At 72.3% G+C, this 19,246-nt stretch carries 17 protein-coding genes; 8 read left to right on the top strand and 9 right to left on the bottom strand.

What is annotated here, in order from left to right; translation table 11 throughout:
• The first annotated feature begins 16 nt into the window (after positions 1 to 16).
• Positions 17 to 2,377 carry a beta-glucosidase gene (locus ACSP50_RS06615; protein WP_014688380.1) on the top strand — a complete coding sequence of 787 codons (2,361 nt, stop codon included), beginning with the start codon at positions 17 to 19 and terminating at the stop codon, positions 2,375 to 2,377.
• On the opposite strand, the gene ACSP50_RS06610 is transcribed toward ACSP50_RS06615, so the two are convergent.
• A complete protein-coding gene (locus ACSP50_RS06610; RefSeq protein ID WP_014688379.1) occupies positions 2,313 to 3,752 on the bottom strand; it encodes an MATE family efflux transporter in 1,440 nt (479 codons plus the stop codon). The genes ACSP50_RS06615 and ACSP50_RS06610 overlap by 65 nt on opposite strands.
• A gap of 86 nt (positions 3,753 to 3,838) precedes the next feature.
• Between ACSP50_RS06610 and ACSP50_RS06605 the strand changes: the two genes are divergently transcribed.
• Positions 3,839 to 4,363, top strand: a complete 525-nt coding sequence (locus ACSP50_RS06605; RefSeq protein ID WP_014688378.1) for a PadR family transcriptional regulator — start codon at positions 3,839 to 3,841, stop codon at positions 4,361 to 4,363.
• A gap of 182 nt (positions 4,364 to 4,545) precedes the next feature.
• Here the strand turns inward: ACSP50_RS06605 and ACSP50_RS06595 are convergent, their stop codons facing one another.
• From ACSP50_RS06595 to hrcA, 3 genes are all read right to left on the bottom strand, one after another.
• Positions 4,546 to 5,280, bottom strand: a complete 735-nt coding sequence (locus ACSP50_RS06595) for a 16S rRNA (uracil(1498)-N(3))-methyltransferase (RefSeq protein WP_043510943.1) — start codon at positions 5,278 to 5,280, stop codon at positions 4,546 to 4,548.
• Between the two features lie 284 nt (positions 5,281 to 5,564).
• Complete coding sequence (dnaJ, locus tag ACSP50_RS06590; RefSeq protein WP_014688376.1) at positions 5,565 to 6,704, bottom strand: molecular chaperone DnaJ; 1,140 nt, start codon at positions 6,702 to 6,704, stop codon at positions 5,565 to 5,567.
• A gap of 34 nt (positions 6,705 to 6,738) precedes the next feature.
• Positions 6,739 to 7,761, bottom strand: a complete 1,023-nt coding sequence (gene hrcA, locus ACSP50_RS06585; RefSeq protein ID WP_014688375.1) for a heat-inducible transcriptional repressor HrcA — start codon at positions 7,759 to 7,761, stop codon at positions 6,739 to 6,741.
• A 126-nt stretch (positions 7,762 to 7,887) separates the two neighbouring features.
• Here hrcA and ACSP50_RS06580 point away from each other — a divergent pair, with 126 nt between their 5' ends.
• Positions 7,888 to 8,271, top strand: coding sequence for a DUF4870 domain-containing protein (locus tag ACSP50_RS06580; RefSeq protein WP_014688374.1), 384 nt, complete (start codon positions 7,888 to 7,890; stop codon positions 8,269 to 8,271).
• Here the strand turns inward: ACSP50_RS06580 and hemW are convergent.
• Entirely contained in the window at positions 8,261 to 9,463 is a 1,203-nt protein-coding gene (hemW, locus tag ACSP50_RS06575; protein WP_014688373.1) for a radical SAM family heme chaperone HemW, read from the bottom strand. The two genes, ACSP50_RS06580 and hemW, sit on opposite strands and share 11 nt — an antisense overlap.
• 27 nt (positions 9,464 to 9,490) lie before the next feature.
• Between hemW and ACSP50_RS06570 the strand changes: the two genes are divergently transcribed.
• From ACSP50_RS06570 to ACSP50_RS06560, 3 genes are all read left to right on the top strand, one after another.
• A complete protein-coding gene (locus ACSP50_RS06570; RefSeq protein WP_014688372.1) occupies positions 9,491 to 10,267 on the top strand; it encodes an enoyl-CoA hydratase-related protein in 777 nt (258 codons plus the stop codon).
• Between the two features lie 51 nt (positions 10,268 to 10,318).
• Complete coding sequence (locus ACSP50_RS06565) at positions 10,319 to 11,167, top strand: hypothetical protein (RefSeq protein WP_014688371.1); 849 nt, start codon at positions 10,319 to 10,321, stop codon at positions 11,165 to 11,167.
• 115 nt (positions 11,168 to 11,282) lie between these two features.
• Positions 11,283 to 12,956 (top strand): PAS domain-containing protein, encoded by a 1,674-nt coding sequence (locus tag ACSP50_RS06560; protein ID WP_014688370.1) that lies wholly within the window; start codon positions 11,283 to 11,285, stop codon positions 12,954 to 12,956.
• 98 nt (positions 12,957 to 13,054) lie between these two features.
• On the opposite strand, the gene ACSP50_RS06555 is transcribed toward ACSP50_RS06560, so the two are convergent.
• The 4 genes from ACSP50_RS06555 to ACSP50_RS06540 form a co-directional block, all read right to left on the bottom strand.
• Positions 13,055 to 13,330 carry a GlsB/YeaQ/YmgE family stress response membrane protein gene (locus ACSP50_RS06555; protein WP_014688369.1) on the bottom strand — a complete coding sequence of 92 codons (276 nt, stop codon included), beginning with the start codon at positions 13,328 to 13,330 and terminating at the stop codon, positions 13,055 to 13,057.
• A gap of 82 nt (positions 13,331 to 13,412) precedes the next feature.
• Positions 13,413 to 15,290, bottom strand: coding sequence for a translation elongation factor 4 (gene lepA, locus ACSP50_RS06550; protein ID WP_014688368.1), 1,878 nt, complete (start codon positions 15,288 to 15,290; stop codon positions 13,413 to 13,415).
• A gap of 113 nt (positions 15,291 to 15,403) precedes the next feature.
• Positions 15,404 to 16,315, bottom strand: a complete 912-nt coding sequence (locus ACSP50_RS43315; RefSeq protein ID WP_043510940.1) for an MOSC domain-containing protein — start codon at positions 16,313 to 16,315, stop codon at positions 15,404 to 15,406.
• Between the two features lie 134 nt (positions 16,316 to 16,449).
• A complete protein-coding gene (locus ACSP50_RS06540) occupies positions 16,450 to 16,983 on the bottom strand; it encodes a DUF4240 domain-containing protein (protein ID WP_014688366.1) in 534 nt (177 codons plus the stop codon).
• A gap of 63 nt (positions 16,984 to 17,046) precedes the next feature.
• On the opposite strand from ACSP50_RS06540, the gene ACSP50_RS06535 reads away from it, so the two are divergent.
• Positions 17,047 to 18,078 (top strand): phosphotransferase, encoded by a 1,032-nt coding sequence (locus ACSP50_RS06535; RefSeq protein WP_014688365.1) that lies wholly within the window; start codon positions 17,047 to 17,049, stop codon positions 18,076 to 18,078.
• A gap of 650 nt (positions 18,079 to 18,728) precedes the next feature.
• Entirely contained in the window at positions 18,729 to 18,995 is a 267-nt protein-coding gene (gene rpsT / locus ACSP50_RS06525; RefSeq protein ID WP_014688364.1) for a 30S ribosomal protein S20, read from the top strand.
• Positions 18,996 to 19,246: the final 251 nt, after the last annotated feature.

Below are 19,246 nucleotides of genomic sequence, written 5' to 3'. Positions count from 1 at the left end.
CCGGGAGCGCTCTCACATGACCGACGTTGATCACCTGCTCGACCGGCTGACCCTGGACGAGAAGGTGTCCCTGCTGACCGGACAGGACTTCTGGTCACTGCCCGCGATGCCGCGCATCGGCCTGCGCTCGGTGGTGATGTCCGACGGTCCGGTCGGCGTCCGGGGCACCGGCTGGGCGCCGGAGAACCCGTCGATCGCCCTGCCCAGCCCCACCGCGCTGGCCGCCTCCTGGGATCCGGAGCTGGCCGTCGAGGCCGGCCGGCTGCTCGGTCAGGAGGCCCGCGCCAAGGGGGTGCACGTGGTGCTCGGCCCGACCGTCAACCTGCACCGTACCCCGCTGGGCGGCCGGCACTTCGAGTGCTACTCGGAGGATCCGCTGCTCACCGGCGAGATCGCGGCCGGATTCGTGCGCGGGGTGCAGGAGCACGGCGTCGGCACCACGGTGAAGCATCTGGTCGGCAACGACTTCGAGACCGAGCGGATGACCGTCGACGTGCGGATCCCGGAACGGGCGCTGCGCGAGCTGTACCTGGCCCCGTTCGAGCGGGTGGTCGAGGCCGGCGGGTGGGGCGTGATGAGCGCGTACAACGGGGTCAACGGCGCGTCGATGGCGCAGAACGGCCGGCTGCAGGACGAGGTCCTCAAACGCGAGTGGGGTTTCGACGGGGTGGTCGTCTCCGACTGGCGGGCCGCCCGGGACACGGTCGGCGCCGCGCTCGGCGGCCTCGACATCGCCATGCCGGCGATGGACAACCCCTGGGGGCCGCGGCTCGCGGCGGCGGTCCGGTCCGGGCAGGTGCCGGTCGAGGTCGTCGATGACAAGGTACGTCGTCTCCTCCGGCTCGCCGCGCGCGTCGGCGCCCTGGGTGCGCCACCGGTGGTGACGGCCGCGGCGGTGGACGGCGGCGAGGTGGCCCACCGGGTGGCCGCCCGCTCCTTCGTGCTGACCCGCAACCGGGGCGTGCTGCCGCTGCCCCCGGAGCGGACCGGCGGGATCGCGGTGATCGGCGCGCTCGCCCAGGACGCCCGGGTGCTCGGCGGCGGCAGCGCCCAGGTCGCCCCGCCGCACGTGATCTCGCCGCTGGACGGGATCCGCCGGGTGTTCGGCGACGTCGCCTACGCGGTCGGCGCCGACCCGCGCCCGTTCCTGCCGGCCGCGCAGGGCCCCGGCTGGTCGGCGTTCACCATCGACCTGGGGGCGTACCGCTTCGAGGTGCCCACCGCCGCGGTCCGCTGGCTCGGCGACCCACCCGGCGGGCTCGCCGTGCCGGACGTCACGACGCTCGAACTGACCACCACGTACACCCCGGAAATCGGCGGTGAGCACGTCTTCGCGGTCTCCGGCTTCGGCACGTTCCAGCTGACCGTCGGCGGTCAGGAGCTCTACCGGGGATCGCTGCACCCGCCCGGCACCGGCCGCGCCGACCTGCTCCTGCACCCGCGCGAACAGCGCTTTCCGGTGCGCCTAGCCGCCGGCGAACCGGTCCGGCTGACCCTGCGGCAAAGCTTCGCACCAGGGACGGCGCACTCGGCCGGCACCACCCTCGGGCACCGCCCGCCCGGCCCGGACGCGGACGGCCTGATCGCCGAAGCGGTCGATCTGGCCCGCCACTGCGACGTGGCGGTCGTCGTGGTCGGCACCACCGAGCAGGTCGAATCGGAAGGCTTCGACCGCACCTCGCTGGCCCTGCCCGGCCGGCAGGACGAACTGGTCGCCCGGGTCGCGGCGGCCAACCCGTCCACGGTCGTGGTGGTCAACGCCGGCGCGCCGGTGCTGCTGCCCTGGGCCGACGAGGTGGCCGCGGTGCTGCTCACCTGGTTCCCCGGGCAGGAGGCGGGCGCCGCGCTCGCGGCGGTGCTGAGCGGCGCCGAGGAACCCGGCGGGCGACTGCCGACCACCTGGCCGCGGCACGAGACGGACTGCCCGGTGCTGACGGTGCAGCCCCGGGACGGGGTGGTGACGTACGACGAAGGGATCTTCATCGGCTATCGCGGGTGGCGGGCCGCACCGTTGTACGCCTTCGGATCCGGGTCCGGATACACGACCTGGGAGTACTCCGGGCTGACGGCGACCGCGACCGAGGTGGCGGTGACAGTGACCAACAGCGGGCAGCGGGCCGGGCGGGAGGTCGTGCAGATCTACCTGTCCGCGCGGGACGACGGGGCGGTCGAACGGCCGGAGCGGTGGCTGGCCGGGTTCGCGTCGGTCACGGCCGACGCCGGGGAGCGGGTCACGGTGCGGATTCCGCTGCCGGAGCGGGCCTTCCAGGTCTGGACGGACGGGTGGCGGACGCTGCCCGGGCGTTACACGGTCATCGCGGCGCACGCTCTGGACGATCCCCGGCTGACCGCCGAGATCGAGAAACCGCAGGCTTGACCGCCTCCGTCCCGACCGGCCCGCCGCCTTCGGCCGCCGCGGCGGGGTGGTCGCGGAGGTTCGCGGAGGCCAGGACCAGGAGCAGCTGGAACACGGCGGCCAGGGCCATCGCGAGCCAGACGCCGGGCAGACCGAGCCGGGCCGGGAGCCACAGGGCGAGCAGCGTCTGAAGGGCGGTGCCGGCGACGGTGACGGCGAACAGGCGGGCGCCGCGGCCGGCCGCCATCAGGAAGCCGGCCAGGCCGATCACCGCGGCGATCGGCACCAGGTAGCCGCCGACGCAGCGCAGGAACAGCACCCCGGCGGCGGCCACCGCCCGGTCCGCGGTGAACAGCCGCATGATCAGCGGAGCGAACCCGGCGAACAGCGCACTCGCCCCGATGCCGGCGACCAGGGCCAGCGTGAGCACCTGCCGCCCGATGGCGGCGCGTTGCCCGGGCCGGGCGCTCAGGGTGCGCGGCGTGTGGATCGTCGCCGCGTTCCGGATCGCGTAGAAACCCATGGTCGCGAAATACAGGACCTTCAGGCCGATGCCGTACGCCGCGACGGCCGCGACGCCGTGCCGGCCCACCACCGCGAGCAGCACCAGCGCCCCGGCCATCCGCACCAGGAAATCCCCGGCGATCGGCGCCCCGGTCCGCGCCACCGCCCGGACCGGCAGGGCGGCATCCGGGCGCAGCCGGCCGCCGGGACGTCCCCGGTGGAGCCGGACCAGGCCCCCGGTCAGGGCCACCGCCCGCCCGGCCGCGGTGGCCAGCGCGGCGCCGGTGACCCCCAGGCCCGCGCCGTAGATCAGCAGCGGATCCAGCACCAGGATCAGCGCGTTCGCGGTCAGCGCGAGGCGCATCGGGGTGCGGGTGTCACCGCGCCCCGCGAAGATCGCGTCGACCACCTGCTGGGCGTAGAAGATCGCCACCCCGGGGAACAGGACGGCCAGGTAGGCCCCGGCCAGCCGGGCCGCGCCCGGATCGGCGAGGAAGGCGCCGGCGAGCGTGCCGCGCAGAGCCGTCCCGGCCAGCACCACGACCGGTGTGATCACCAGGTAGAGCCGCCACCCGGCGCGGATCACCGCGAGCGCCCCGGCCTCGCCGCCGGCAGTCGCGCCGCCGGCAGTCGCGCCGCCGGGGCGGTCGCGGCCGGTGTGCGTGTCACCGGCGCCCAGGGCGGCGGCGAGGCGGACCGTGACTCCGCCGCTGATCAGCAGGACGATCCCGAGCAGCGCGTTCTCCACGCCGGTGGCGACGGCGACCGCTGCGACCGGGGACGGGCCGAGCCGGGCCACCCAGGCGACGTCCACGATCCCGGTGAGGACGCCGGAGAGCAGGGCCACATAGTTCGGCACGGCCAGACGCAACAGCGGGGTGCGGTGGTTCATCGGTACCTCGTTTCGTTCTACCTCGAATCGAGGTACCACGGAACGATATAGGCTGGCCCGGCACCGAACAACCGGGAAGGGCAGTGATGCTGGCGCTCGCGATCCTCGGCTTCCTGCACGACGAGCCCCTGCACGGCTACGAGCTCAAGGACCGGATCAGGTCCCTCACCGGTCACGTCCGCGCGGTCAGCGACGGCGCGCTCTACCCGGCGATCAACCGCTTGACCGCCGCCGGCCTGCTGGAACGCCGTACCGAGCCGGGCACGTCAGCAGCCCCGCGCCAGATGTTGTCGCTGACCGGGGCCGGCCGCGCCGAGCTGCTGTCCCGGCTGCGGTCCCCGTCCGAGGTCGAGATCACCGACCGGAACCGCTACTTCACGATCCTCGCGTTCCTGCGCCATCTGCCGGATCCGGCCGATCAGGCCGAGGTCCTGCGTCGCCGCCTGGCGTTCCTGGCGGCCCCCGCCACGTTCTTCTCCCAGGGCGGCACCCGCCTGCGCGCCGCCGATGTCAGCGACCCGTTCCGCCGGGGGATGTTCGAGATAGCCCGAGCCACCTCGCAAGCCGAACGCGCCTGGCTCGAACGCACCCTCGCCACCCTGACGCCCTGACTCCACACCACCGCGCCGCCCCCACCACCGCGCCGCCCCACGCAGCGGCAGCGGCAGCGGCAGCGGCAGTGGCAGCGGCAGCGGCAGCGGCAGCGGCAGCGGCAGCGGCAGCGGCAGCGGCAGCGGCAGCGGCAGCGGCAGCGGCAGCGGCAGCGGCAGCGGCAGCGGCAGCGGCAGGCGAACTACCAGCGGCCCAGCCGGGTGGCGAGGACGGCGAGGGCGGCGACGCCCGCGGTCGAGGTGCGCAGGACGGTGCTGCCGAGGCGGACCGGAAGTGCCCCGGCGTCCCGGAATGCGGTCACCTCGGCGTCGCTGATCCCACCTTCCGGGCCGACCACCAGCACGATGTCCCCCGCATCGGGCAGGCCGACGGTGCTGAGCCGCTCGGTGGCTTCCTCGTGCAGCACGAACGCCGCGGACGCCTCCCCGATGCGGGCGCCGATCTGCTTCGTCGAGCAGTCCGGGTCCCCACCCACCAGCGGCAGCCAGGAGCGCCGGGCCTGCTTGGCCGCTTCCCGGGCGGTCGACGCCCACTTGTCCCGGGCCCTGTGCCCCCGATCGCCGCGCCACTGCGCGACCGACCGGGACGCCGCCCACGGCAGGATCTCGTCGACGCCGACCTCGGTCATCGCCTGCACGGCCAGTTCGCCGCGATCCCCCTTGGCGATGCCCTGCGCCACGGTCAGCCGCGGCGCCGCGGCCGGCTCCTGCCCCCGCTCCCCCACGGCGACGTCGACACTGCCCTTGCCCACGGCGACCACCTCGGCGAACGCCGTCCCACCCCGCCCGTCGGCGAGAATCAGCGTCTCCCCGGCCCGGAGCCGCTGCACGGTCGCGGCATGATGCCCCTCCGCCCCGTCCAGCGTGAAGAACGACCCGGACGGCAGGTTCTCGACCAGAAACAGCGGCGCAGACACCCCCCGAACGCTACCGCCCGCCCCGCCCCGCACCACCCGCCGGGCAGTCGACTCGGCTTTGCGATCCGACCGCGGCCGACAGCGGATGTGGAAGGGTGCGGCGATTGCTCGGGACGCGCAGCGGCCACATCGCCCGACTCGCTCGGCCCCGATGAGCAGCGATCAGTTGTCGGCCGGAGCGTACGACATCAAGACCTTGGTCTTGGCGAGCGGGAACGCCCAGAAAGCAGAAAGCGCGAGCGGTGATCAACCGACCACCACCCGCGCCCCTGGACGATCCGACCCTAATGGCCGTTGAAGGCATCCCTCATCCGGCTGAAGAAGCCCCCCTGCTTGCTCAGCTCGGCGATGTCCTCGCCGCGCGTCTTGGCGAAGTCGCGCAGCATCCGCTCCTGGTCGGCGGTCAGCTTGGTCGGCGTCTTGACGTCCAGATGGACGAAGAGGTCGCCCCGCCCCTGGCCGCGCAGATGTGGCACGCCCTTGCCGCGGATCCGCAGCGTGCTGGCCGGCTGGGTGCCCGCTTTGACCTCGATGTTCTCTTCGCCGTCGAGGGTCTTGATGGTCATCCGGGTGCCGAGCGCCGCGGCGGTCATCGGGAGGGTGACGCGGCAGTGCAGGTCGTCGCCCTTGCGGGAGTAGACGTCGTGCGGCCGCTCGTGGATCTCGACGTAGAGGTCGCCGGCCGTGCCACCGCCGGGGCCGACCTCGCCCTGCTGGGCCAGGCGGATCCGCATGCCGTCCTCGACACCGGCCGGGATCTTGACGGTGAGCGAGCGGCGGGTGCGGATGCGGCCGTCGCCCGCGCAGGTCGGGCACGGGGTCGGGATGACCGTGCCGTGACCGGAGCAGTTCTGGCAGGGGCGGGACGAGACGACCTGGCCGAGGAAGGTGCGCTGGACCGACTGGACCTCACCGCGGCCGCCGCACACCTCGCAGGTGGCCAGGTGGGTGCCGGGGGCGGTGCCGGCGCCGGAGCACTGGGTGCAGAGCACCGCGGTGTCGACGGTGATCGGGGCCTCGACGCCGAAGGCGGTCTCGACCAGGTCGAGTTCGAGGCGGAGGATCGCGTCGGCGCCGGGACGGGTCCGCGGGCGCGGGCCGCGGCTGCCGCCGCCGGCCGCGGTGCCGAAGAACGCGTCCATGATGTCCTGGAAGCCGACGAACGGGCCGGCGCCGCCGGGTCCGCCGCCGGGCATGCCGCCGCCGGGTGCGAGCGGGTCACCGCCGAGATCGACGATCTGCCGCTTCTGGTCGTCGGACAGGACCTCGTAGGCCGCGTTGATGTCCTTGAACTTCTCGTGTGCCTCCGGATCGGGGTTGACGTCCGGATGGTATTGCCGAGCCAGTTTGCGGTAGGCGCGCTTGATCTCGTCGTCGGTGGCTTCCCGGCTCACGCCGAGAATTCCGTAGTAGTCCTTGGCCACGGGGTTTGGAGTCCTCAATGTCTGCGCGGATCCGTCAATTCTGTGCCAACAGGTCGCCAACGTAGCGTGCCACTGCACGAACAGTAGCGATGGTGCCGGGGTAGTCCATCCGGGTCGGCCCCAGCACGCCGAGCCCACCAACGATCGTGGCACCCGGTCCGTAACCGGTGCTGACCACGGACGCCGACCGGAGGTTGTCGATCTCGTTCTCGTCGCCGATCCGGACCCGGGTGGTGCTGGGCTCCAGATCCCCGATCAGCTTGAGCAGGATGACCTCCTCCTCCAGCGCTTCGAGAACGGGGCGCAGCGTGCCCTGAAAGTCCAGCACACCGCCGCGGGTCAGGTTGGCCGTCCCGGCGAGTGCGAGGCGCTCCTCACTCCGGTCGACCAGAGTCTCCAGCAGCACGGTGGCCAGGCAGGCCATGTCACCGCGGCGCTCCGGAGCGCACTCCTCGACGAGTTTCTGCACCAGGGGCGGGGTGTCGGCGAGGCGCTGACCGGCGAGTTTCTCGTTGACCCGGCGGCGCAGGTCCCACACGTCGCCTTCCGGAACCGGGGCGGGCATCTCGACGAGGCGCTGCTCGACCCGGCCGGTGTCGGTGATCATGACGAGCATCAGCCGGGTGGTGGAGATCGGCACCAGCTCCAGGTGCCGCACCGAGGAGCGGGACAGGCTCGGATACTGCACGACCGCGACCTGGCGGGTCAGCGTGGCGAGCAGCCGGACGGTGCGGTGCACCACATCGTCGAGGTCGACGGCACCGACCATGAAGCGCTCGATCGCGCGGCGCTCGGCCGGGCTGAGCGGCTTGATCCGGGTGAGGCGGTCGACGAACAGCCGGTAGCCGGCGTCGGTGGGGACCCGGCCGGCACTGGTGTGCGGCTGCCGGATGTAGCCCTCCTCCTCCAGCACGGCCATGTCGTTGCGCACCGTGGCCGACGAGACGCCCAGCTGATGCCGCTCGACCAGCGCTTTGCTGCCGACCGGCTCGCGAGTCTTGACGTAGTCCTCGACGATTGCCCGCAACACCTCGAGCTTGCGGTCATCCAGACTCATATGACCCCTCCCCCTCTGGCACTCCCGCGGACAGAGTGCCAGTCTACGTCGCCGCTGGCTGCAGCGCGATGATCGAAAGGACGGACCGCTTCCGGTATTTACGGCGGCGGACCTACCGTGACAGTCATGGCGGAACCGAAACAGTACGGCCGACAGCCGCGACCCGGCTACAGCCTGGAGCGGAACTGGGTGATGACGGCACACGTCGGCGGTGCCGCGGGTGCCCTCCTGGGCGGCGTGGCGGGCTGGGTGGCGCCGCTGCTCGCCCTGCTCAACCAGGGTGGCCGGAGTCCGACGGTGCGGGCCGCGGCGGTCCAGGCGCTGAACTTCCAGATCCTCTGGACGATCGTCGCGCTGGTCGGCTGGGCGACCCGGTGGCTCGCGGTGGGCACCGTCATCGTGCCGGTCGCGGCGGCCGTGGCGGTCATCTTCGGCCTGATCGCCGGCACCCGGGCCCTGGGTGGCGAGCCGTACGACTACCCGGCCACCGCGCGGTTCATCAGGGAATGACGTCCCGGATCACCGCATCGGCCAGCAGCCGCCCGTTCAGGGTGAGCACCAACCGGCCCGCGGCGTAGGCCTCCGGATCGAGCAGGCCGTCGTCCAGCGCCTGTTTCGCGGCCTTCGCGTCGACCTTCGCCAGCGTGATGCCCTCCCGCAGGCGGACGCGCAGCATCACATCCTCGACGTGCCGATCCTCGGCGGTCAGCACCTCGCGGCCGTGCCCCGGGGAAAGACCCTCCTGCAAACGCCCGGCGTACGCCGACGGGTGCTTGACGTTCCACCAGCGGACCCCGCCGACGTGGCTGTGCGCCCCCGGCCCCAGCCCCCACCAGTCGGCCCCGGTCCAGTACAGCTCGTTGTGCCGGCAGTTGCCGCCCGGGCGCGCCCAGTTGGACACCTCGTACCACCCGAAGCCGGCGGCGGTGAGCGCCTGCTCGGCGGCCAGGTAGCGGTCGGCGGCCACGTCGTCCGAGGGGTAGGGCAGCTCGCCGCGGCGCATCCGCCCGGCCATCCGGGTGCCGTCCTCGACGATCAGGGCGTACGCGCTGACGTGGTCCACCCCGGCGTCGATCACGGTGCGCAGCGAGCGGTCGAAGTCCTCCGGCGTCTCCCCCGGGGTCCCGTAGATCAGGTCCAGGTTGACGTGCTCGAACCCGGCGCGGCGGGCCTCCTCGGCGGCGGCCGGGGCGCGGCCCGCGGTGTGCCGGCGGTCGAGGACCCGCAGCACGTGCTCGGCCGACGACTGCATGCCCAGCGAGATCCGGGTGAAGCCGGCCGCCCGCAGCGCCCGCAGCCCGGCCGGGTCCACCGACTCGGGGTTCGCCTCGGTGGTCACCTCGGCACCGGCCGCCAGCCCCCACGTCCGGTCGACGCCTTCCAGGATCCGGCCCAGGTCCGCCGGACTGAGCAGGGTCGGGGTCCCGCCGCCGACGAACACCGTGTCGACCCGGGCCGGCCGGATCACCCGGGCGGCCAGCTCCAGCTCGCGCAGCACGGTGCCGGCGTACTCGTCGCGGCTGGCTCCGCCGCCCAGCTCGCTGGCGGTGTACGTGTTGAAGTCGCAGTATCCGCACCGGCTGGCACAGAACGGCACGTGGACGTAGACGGCGAAACCCCGTCCGCCCACGTCGCGCGTGGCGTCGTCGGGGAGCGACCCGTCGTCGGGTACGGGTTCGCCATCGGGGAGTGCGCCGGCCATGCGGCAAGTCTGCCTTAGGGTGCCGGGATGGAATTGGTCCGTACCGTCACCGACGCCGGGGTGACCACCCTCACCCTGGACAGTCCCGCCAACCGCAACGCGCTGTCCCGCGCCCTGATCACCCAGCTGCTGGCCGCGCTCGGCGCCGCGGCCGCCGCGCCGGGCACCCGGGTGGTGGTGCTCTCGCACACCGGCCCGGTCTTCTGCTCCGGCGCCGACCTCAAGGAGACCGCCGCCACCCGGCCCGGTGAACGTCTGCCGGTCGAGCTGATGGCCGACCTGCTGGCCGCGCTCTGGGAGTTCCCCAAGCCGGTGGTCGCCCGGATCGCCGGACCGGCCCGGGCCGGCGGGCTGGGCCTGATCGGCGCGGCCGACATCGCGGTCTGCGCGGAATCGGCCACGTTCGCCTTCACCGAGGTGCGACTCGGGGTGATCCCGGCGGTGATCAGCGCCACCGTGCTGCCCCGGCTGTCGGCCCGGGCGGCGGCTGAGCTCTATCTCACCGGTGACGTCTTCGACGGGCGCCGGGCCGCCGAGATCGGCCTGGTCAGCGCGGCGGTTCCGGCCGAGGCGCTGGACGACGCGGTGGCCGGCTACTGCGCCTCGCTGATCCGCGGCGGGCCGCTCGCCCTGGCCGGCACCAAACAGCTGCTGCGCCGGGCGCGGTCGGAGTCCATCCGGGCCGAACTGGCTGATCTCAGTGACCGTTCGGCCGGATACTTCACCTCTCCGGAGGGCCGCGAGGGGGTCGCCGCACGTCAGGAACGACGGGAGCCGAACTGGGTCCCGACACAGCAGGAATGATCTTCGAGCGCGCGTTGACTAGGCTGGGCGTCCGACAGCGAGGAGGTGTGGGTGAAAGCGGTCATCGGAGTGGTCGGCGCACTCGTCCTCATCGCCGTGGTCAGCGTGGTCATCGTCCTGCACCAGGCGCCCGGGGTGATCAAACTGCCGCGACTCGGGCCGGAGTGCACGGTCAGCGCCGACGGTGAGGTCACTCTCGACTCGGTGCAGATGGCCAACGCGGCCACCATCGCCGCGGTCGGCGTCCGCAAGCAGATGCCCGAGCAGGCGGTGGTGGTCGCCCTCGCCACCGCCCTGCAGGAGTCCAAGCTGGAAAATCTCGACGAGGGCGACCGCGACTCGGTCGGCCTGTTCCAGCAGCGGCCCAGCCAGGGCTGGGGCACCATCGAGCAGATCAAGGATCCCCGGTACGCGGCCGGCAGGTTCTACACCGCCCTGAAGAAGGTGAAGGGCTACGAGCAGATGCGGGTCACCGACGCGGCGCAGAAGGTGCAGCGCTCGGCCTACCCGAACGCGTACGAGAAGTGGGCCGACGAGTCCCGGGTGCTGACCCGCGCGCTGCTCGGCCGGGCCACCGGCGCGGTGGCCTGCACGGTGCCCGGCACCCCGGTGCTGCGCGGCGCGGCCGCGGCGGCCGCCCTGATGGCCGGCCTCAAACTCGACTGGGGCCGGACGCTGGACGCCGCCAGCGAGGAGGCAGCCGGCCTGACCCTGTCGGTCAGCAACCCGAAATCCGGCTGGCGATACGCGCACTGGCTGGTCTCGCACGCCTCCGCGACCGGACTCGAACGGGTACGTTTCGGTGACCTGGAGTGGCACGCCCCGGACGGAAAGTGGCAGCAAGTAACCACGGCCGCGGCCCGTGACGACGGCCGGGTCGTCGCCGAAGTCTTCAACTGACACCACGCTCCGCAACTTTCGGTGACCGCTCGTGTGCGTGGAGGCTCCGACCTGGATTGCGCTGCGTATACATCGACATGGACAGTCCGCAACCACCCCTGGTACTAAGTAGGGCGTGTTCTGGGGAGCGCTCGAATGGATCCTGCTCGGAGCGGGTGGCGTCGGCGCGATCATCCACGGGGTGCGCCGTCATCGACCGGCGCGGAAGGCCCCCTGGTGGCTGCTCGCCGGCTCGGTCGCCGTGCTCGCGGCGGGTGATGTCTGTTACTCGTATCGACAGATGGGCACGGCCGACATCTTCTACCTGGTGATGTTCGGCCTGACCGCCCTCTGCCTGCTGCAGTTCACCCGCGGCGGCGCGCTGCTCGGCGACCGGGCCCGGCTGATCGACCTGCTCGCGCTGGCCTGCTCGACCCTGCTGGTGGCCTGGGTCTTCATGATCGGCGTGGACGGCCGGCTGGACACCGTCTCGGCCCCCGACGTGATCGGCGACCTGCTGCTGACCGGGGTCGCCGGCCGGCTGGTCGGCGCCGACCGGCGCAACGCCGCGGCCTGGCTGCTGCTCGCCGGCGCGGCCGGGATGCTCGCCGGCGACATCGGCTATCCGCTGGCCCGCGGCCCGCTCACCGAGTCGGCGTACGTGGTGCTCTACCTCTGCTGGGGCCTGGCCGCGCTGCACCCGTCGATGGTCCGGCTGACCGAGCCGGCCCCGCCCCGGCACAGCCCGTGGCGATTCCGGTGGTCGGTGCTGCTCACCCTGTCCGCCTGCACCCCGCCGGCCGTGCTGCTGATCGAGGCGCTGCACGGGGAGGTGAAGGACGGCCTGGTGATCGCGATCACCGGGGCGCTCACCCTGCTGCTCACGATCACCCGACTGGCCGACTCGATCCGGCAGAACAGCCAGGCGCTCAGCCGGGAACACGCGCTGCGCACCGCGACCGCGGCCCTGGTCGCGGCCGCCGACCGGCCGGCCGTCGACGCCGCGGTGCGGGCCGCGGTGATCCAGCTGCTGCCCCCGGCCGCGATACGCCGGGTCTCGCTCGCCGACGAACTCGGCCCCACCGAGCTGCCGATCGGCGGCGCCGAACCGGCCACCGGCCCATCCGGCCGCGCCGAACCGACCGCCGGCCCCGCGGACCGCGGCTGGTGGCTGCCGGCCGCCGACCCCGACGACCGGACCCTGGTCTGCCCGCTGCGGCTGGAACCTCTCGACGTGGCCCGGCCCAGCGGCGGCGCGCTGGTCCTCACCGGCCGGCGGGAGGACCTCATCGCCGGCCGCGACGCGCTGGAAGTGCTGGCCGGGCAGGCCGCGCTGGCCCTGGACCGGATCACCCTGGTCGAGGCGGTCGGCCGCCGGGACAGTGACCTCTACCTGCGCGCGGTGATCCGCAACACCGCCGACCTGATGGCGGTGATCGACGCCGACCAGCGGATCCGGTACGCGAGCCCGGCGCTGCGCCACCTGCTCGGGCAGGACGAGCTGCCCCCGCTGGCCACCCTGGACGAGCTGATCCACCCGTGCGACCGGGCCCGGGTGCGCGGCGAGCTGCGGTCGCAGGGCGACGGCACGATCCACTGCGCGTTGCAGCGCGACGACCAGAGTCAGGTGCTGGTCGAGCTGACCTACCGGGATCTGCGCGACGACCGGCTGGTCCAGGGGCTGGTGCTGACCCTGCGGGACATCACCGGCAATCACGACCCGGTCGAACGCCATCCGTACGCCGAGCCCGGGGGCGACCTCCCGGCCTGGGTCAATCGCCGATCCGCACGGCAACGTTTCCGTTATTGAAAGCCGATTCAGGCGTACGCCGCAATCCGCTTCTGATCGCAGAGAAACGCCGCGCCCCGAGCGGGGTGCGGCGTTTCTCAGTTGATGCGCGGCCGATGTTATCGGGTCAGGCCACGGCGACCGGTGATACCCACGGTGAGGGCGACACCGACCGCGGCCAGCACGACCTGGAAGAAGAACTCGATCCAGTCGAAGCCCTTGGTGTCGGCGACACCGAAGGCCCGGGCCAGCACGGTGCCCAGCAGCGCCGCGACCACACCGATGACCATGGTCAGCCAGATCGGGATGTTCTGCTTGCCGGGTACGACCAGGCGACCCAGAGCACCGATGATCAGACCGACGATAAGGGCGGTGATGATGCCGGTGACGGTCATTTGGTTCCTCCTCGGGGGTGAAGCTTGTTCGGTTGCGTCCGTCGAGCCCCAGAGTTCCCGACCCCGAGAAAACTCAAACCGCCTATTTTTTGGTCCCTTTTGGATCAGCCGCCTCGGTGGTGGAAAGGGCGGCGATGAAGGCCTCCTGCGGCACCTCGACCCGGCCCACCATCTTCATCCGCTTCTTGCCTTCCTTCTGCTTCTCCAGCAGCTTGCGCTTACGGCTGATGTCACCGCCGTAGCACTTCGCGAGCACGTCCTTGCGGATCGCCCGGATCGTCTCGCGGGCGATGATCCGGGAGCCGATGGCCGCCTGGATCGGCACCTCGAACTGCTGGCGCGGGATGAGTTTCTGCAGCTTGGCCGCGATCGTCGTGCCGTAGCTGTACGCCTTGTCCTTGTGCACGATGGCGCTGAACGCGTCGACCGGCTCACCGTGCAACAGGATGTCGACCTTGACCAGGTCGGCCACCTGCTCACCGGACGGCTCGTAGTCGAGCGAGGCGTAGCCCTTGGTCTTGCTCTTCAACTGGTCGAAGAAGTCGAAGATGATCTCGGCGAGCGGCAGGGTGTACCGCAGCTCCACACGTTCGGAGGACAGGTACTCCATGCCGAGCAGGGCGCCACGACGGCTCTGGCAGAGCTCCATGACGGCCCCGACGTACTCGTTGGGCACCAGGACCGTGGCGCGCACCACCGGCTCGTGGATCTCGGCGATCTTGCCGGCCGGGAACTCGCTCGGGTTGGTGACCGTCTGCTCCTTCGCGTCCTCGGTGACCACCTGGTAGACCACGTTCGGCGCGGTGGAGATCAGATCCAGGCCGAACTCGCGCTCCAGGCGCTCCCCGATGATCTCCAGGTGCAGCAGGCCCAGGTAGCCGACCCGGAACCCGAAGCCGAGCGCGGCCGACGTCTCCGGCTCGTAGGTGAGCGCGGCGTCGTTGAGCTTGAGCTTGTCGAGTGCGTCACGCAGCGCCGGGTAGTCGGAGCCGTCGATCGGGTAGAGACCCGAGTAGACCATCGGCTTCGGGTCCTTGTAGCCGCCCAGAGCGTCCTTGGCCGGCCGGTTGTTGCCGGTCACCGTGTCGCCGACCCGGGACTGGCGGACATCCTTCACACCGGTGATCAGGTAACCCACCTCGCCGACCCCGAGGGCGCCGGCCTTCTCCATCTCCGGCGAGACCACGCCGATCTCGAGCAGCTCGTGCACGGCGCCGGTGGACATCATCTTGATCCGGTCGCGGGCCTCGATCCGCCCGTCGATCACCCGGACGTAGGTCACCACGCCGCGATAGACGTCGTAGACCGAGTCGAAGATCATCGCGCGGGCCGGCGCGGTCGCGTCACCGACCGGGGCCTGGAACTGCCGGACGATCTCGTCCAGCAGATGGTCCACGCCCACTCCGGTCTTGCCGGAGACGCGCAACACGTCGCCGGGCTCCACGCCGATCAGCTTCGCCAGCTCCTCGGCATACTTCTCCGGCTGCGCGGCCGGCAGGTCGATCTTGTTGAGCACCGGGATGATGTGCAGGTCGTTCTCCATCGCCAGATACAGGTTGGCGAGGGTCTGCGCCTCGATCCCCTGCGCGGCGTCGACCAGCAGAACGGCGCCCTCACAGGCGGCCAGGCTGCGCGAGACCTCGTAGGTGAAGTCCACGTGACCCGGAGTGTCGATCATGTTGAGGACGGCGGTCTCGCCCTGCTTGTCCCCGGCCCGGACCGTCCAGGGCATCCGCACGGCCTGCGACTTGATGGTGATGCCGCGTTCGCGCTCGATGTCCATCCGGTCCAGGTACTGGGCGCGCATCTGACGTGGGTCGACCACCCCGGTGATCTGCAGCATCCGGTCGGCCAGCGTCGACTTCCCGTGGTCGATGTGGGCGATGATGCAGAAGTTGCGGATGCGGCTGGGATCGGTCGATCCGATCACGTTCACGCCGGGGTCGAGCGGTCCAGGCACGGTCGTCCGTTCTCTTCAAGCGGGTGTCGTCAGGCGGGCCTCCGTGGGCTCCGCGAGCGCCGGCCCGCAGACCGGCGCTCCCTATCGTCCCACGCCCGGCCGGGCAGGTCCGATCACACCCGTTCGAGCGGGCCGGTGACTCCCGGCGGAGGCTCGGCCACAACCGGATCCCCGGGCCGGATCACCCCACCACGCAGCACCACGGCCATCACCCCGGCCCGGCGGACCACGTTCCCGGCGTCGTCCCGGCCGAGGACCTGCTTGAGCAGCCCGCTCCGGAACCGGTCGATCTGCGCACACGGATTCCGCAGCCCGGCCACGACGATCGCCGCCCGCGGATCCGCACCGTCGTGCTCGCGATCCCGCCGCAGCGCCGCGGCCACCGCCTCCACGGCCCGCGCGGTGGCCTCGTCCAGCGTCGCCGCCTCGGCCGCCGCCAGAACAGCCGCCACCGGCCCGCCCGACCCGACGCCGCCGCCCTCCCCGGCCGCGCCACCACCGGCCGCGCCACCGCCAGCCGCGCCACCGCCAGTCGCAGTGCCACCACCAGCCGCGCCACCGCCAGTCGCAGTGCCACCACCAGCCGCGCCGCCGCCAGTCGCAGCGCCGCCACCAGCCGCGCCGCCATAGGCGACAGCCGGGGCCGCGCCGCCGTCCTCGCGCCCGCTTCCGGGCGCGGGCGCGCCCGCCGGCGCCGGGCCGAAGCGCAGGATCGTGCCGCGCGGCAGGGCGAGCAGGTCGATCCCGCGGGTCGTCACGTTCTCGCCGATGCCGCCGGCCGGCACGTCGAAACCCTTCCCCGCCACCTCGTCGAACAGCTCGGCCTGGATCAGGTGGACCTGGCGCAGGTTCGGCTGGCTCGGATCGGCCGCCACCCGGCTCCGATGCCGCACGTTGACCCCGGCGTGGATGTCCCCCTCCACGCCCCAGCCCTCGACCAGGACGATCTCGTCCCGGTTCGGCTTCGTGAACGTGTAGGCATCGTTCCGGCTGACCGCGGCAACTGTCGCTGAATCACCACTCATGCCCTGAGTCTGGCTAATCACCCCCTCCCCGCTCGACCCCGTTTCCCGGCTGGCGACGCCAGCCCCCTGATCCGGGGCGGGACCCGTCCACGGTCAGGGGCGACTCCAGGCGGCGATCCCGGCGACTCCCGCCCTCAGTCCGGTGGCTCCAGGAACAGCGCCGACAGCTTCGGCAGACGGCGGCGCATCTCGTCCTCGTTGTCGAAGTCCCACAGGTCGTCGACCGCGGGACGGATCCGGGGCCGCTCCTCGGCCGGCAACGGCTCCCCGGTGGCCTGCTCATAGGCCCGGGCCGCGATGCCGAGCACCTCCTCGGCCTCGAAGACCGCGCCGGAATCCGCGGCGGCCTTGATCACCTCGACGTTGGCCAGCACGTCGGGACGCTGCACGGCGGCGGCGACCGCCTTGCGCCCGTGGGCGATCAGCCAGCCCCGGAACGCGTCGAACCCGGCCTCGTCGGCCCCGCTGTTGATCAGATAGGCCGCGGCCCAGAGATCCTCCGTGCCGGAGGCGGCCATCACCTTGTCGAGGTGACGCCCCCAGGCGACGATCTCCTCCGGATCGTGCGTGGCCAGCTCGGCGACGGCACGCTCGGCCACCACGGCGGGGGACGCCGGCCGATCGGTGGTCGCGCGGTCGATGACCGCCCAGAAATCGTCGGTTCGCATGCCACGGATCCTGCCAGTGCCCTCCGACATTTTCGGCGGCGACCGGCGGGGCAGGATGAAGCCATGCGGCCGATCACTCTGCCCGACGTTCCGTACAGCGCTACCGCCGTACGCCCGCAATGGCATGAACTGCCGGAGACCGTGCGGGAAGCGATCACCGAGCGCCTCGGCTCGCCGATCGTCGCCGCGCGCAGCGCAGGCGGCGGTTTCACCCGTGCCTTCGCCGCCGTGCTCGACACCGAGGCCGGGACCGGCGCTTTCGTCAAGGCAGCGCCGTTGAGCGAGCCCACTTCGCAGTGGTACGCCCGGGAGGCCGCCGTCACGTCCGCCCTCCCGCCGGAGGTCACCGCGGCCCGCCCGATCGCGATGCTGACCGTTTCTGACTGGTTCGTGCTGTGCCTGGAGGCGGTCGACGGCCGGATCCCGGAGCTGCCCTGGACCCGGCCGGACCTGGACGCCGCACTGCGCACCTGGTCGGCCGCGGCGACCGCTTTGGCCTACCCGTCCCCGGCCCTGCTCGCCGTCGGCCTGCCCCGCCTGCCGGACATTCTGCGCGACGAGATGTCCTGGTGGTCGCTGATCGCGAAACGCCGGGAGCCGATGCCGGAGCCGGCCCGCGACACCATCGCGCCGGCCCGCCTAGCGGACCTCGCCAGGCTCGAACGCGCCCTGCCCGACCTGGCCGCGGGCGACCACCTGCTGCACGGCGACCTGCGCCTGGACAACGTGCTGATCGACCGGGACGGCCGGGCCTGGCTCTGCGACTGGACCTGGCCGTGCCTCGGCGCACCCTGGTTCGACACGGTGACGTTGCTGGTCAGCGCCTACGCCAGCGGCGCGGACACGGATGCGGTGCTGCGCGCCTGGGGCGCCCCGGACGACGGGGTGGACGGGGCGCTGGCCGCCCTCGCCGGATACTGGCTGGTCCGGGCCGGCGGCGGGCCGAGCAGCGCCTCCCCGCACAGCCGCCAGCACCAGCGGTTCAGTGGCCGGGCCGCGCTCGCCTGGCTCGCCGAACGCCGCGGCTGGTCCGCCACCCCGCCCAGCACTCCGGGGCGGCCCGCCCCGGAGAAGCGCGGCTGGCTTCGCCGCTGACCACCGCACTGTGACCACGACCACGGCAGCGGCCGGAGTGCGCCGCTCGCTCCCTGCGCAGCCGGCACGTCCTGGATGTCCACGCCCTGGTCACCGCCGCGCAGGCCGACGACCCGGCACGCGACCCGACCGCAGTGAGCCGCTCACCCGCGAACAGCCGGCACGCCCGGAGGTCCACGCCGCCGGCCGCATGGCGAAAGCCCACAGTGCGAAAGGCCACAGTGCCGAGCCCGCCCACGCACGGAAGGCCTGCGCCGGCACGAAGCAGTGCGGGCAGCATGGGCACTGCGGGCAGCATGGGCACTGCGGGCAGCATGGGCACTGCGGGCAGCATGGGCACTGCGGGCAGCATGGGCACTGCGGGCAGCATGGGCAGTGCGGGCAGCATGGGCAGTGCGGGCGAACGTGGGCATGGCGAGTAGACGTGGGACGGCACGCGGGGGCGCGGGCGCCGCGGGACAGCGCCGGTTAGCGGGCTCGGGGCGGCCCGGGACGGAGTCGTTTTGGCGGCTCGGAGGCGTCCTGGTAATCTGTTTCTTCGCGTGTGGTGACACGCTGTTGTTTTCTGCACCGGCTTCGCCGGGTGAGACGGCCGCGCGGTGACCACTCGTTGAGACCATTTTCCGCTCTAGTCAGGACAAGGCTGTCGCGTGGCGAACATCAAGTCCCAGATCAAGCGCAACCGGCAGAACGAGAAGGCCCGTCTGCGCAACAAGTCGGTCAAGTCTTCGCTGAAGACCGTGATCCGCAAGCTCCACGAGGCGAGCGACGCGGGCAACGTCGAGACGGCGACCACTCTGCTGCGTGACGCCTCGCGTCAGCTCGACAAGGCTGTCAGCAAGGGCGTCATCCACAAGAACCAGGCGGCCAACCGCAAGTCGGCCATCGCCAAGAAGATCGCCTCGCTGTCCGCCTGATCCTTTGATCAGATCGGCGGTCGCACGGATGCGACCGCTGGCTCCGCCCGCCGGCGGGCGGGCAGAAGACGAAACCCGGGCATCGCGGGACCCTCACGGTCCCCGCGGTGCCCGGTTCGCTTTTCCCGCGTACGGTCATGTCCCGCCAGCCCCGCCCTCCTCAGGGTCGACCCCCGGGTTCGGGCTCAGCAACGTCTCCGGATGCCCGCCTGGCGGCCACCTCGGCGCCACCGCGCTCAGCGGCTCAGTGC

Source organism: Actinoplanes sp. SE50/110 (genome assembly GCF_900119315.1).
GTDB lineage: Bacteria > Actinomycetota > Actinomycetes > Mycobacteriales > Micromonosporaceae > Actinoplanes.
Note: the sequence above shows the minus strand (reverse complement) of the source record. Positions and strands in the feature narration are given on the sequence as shown.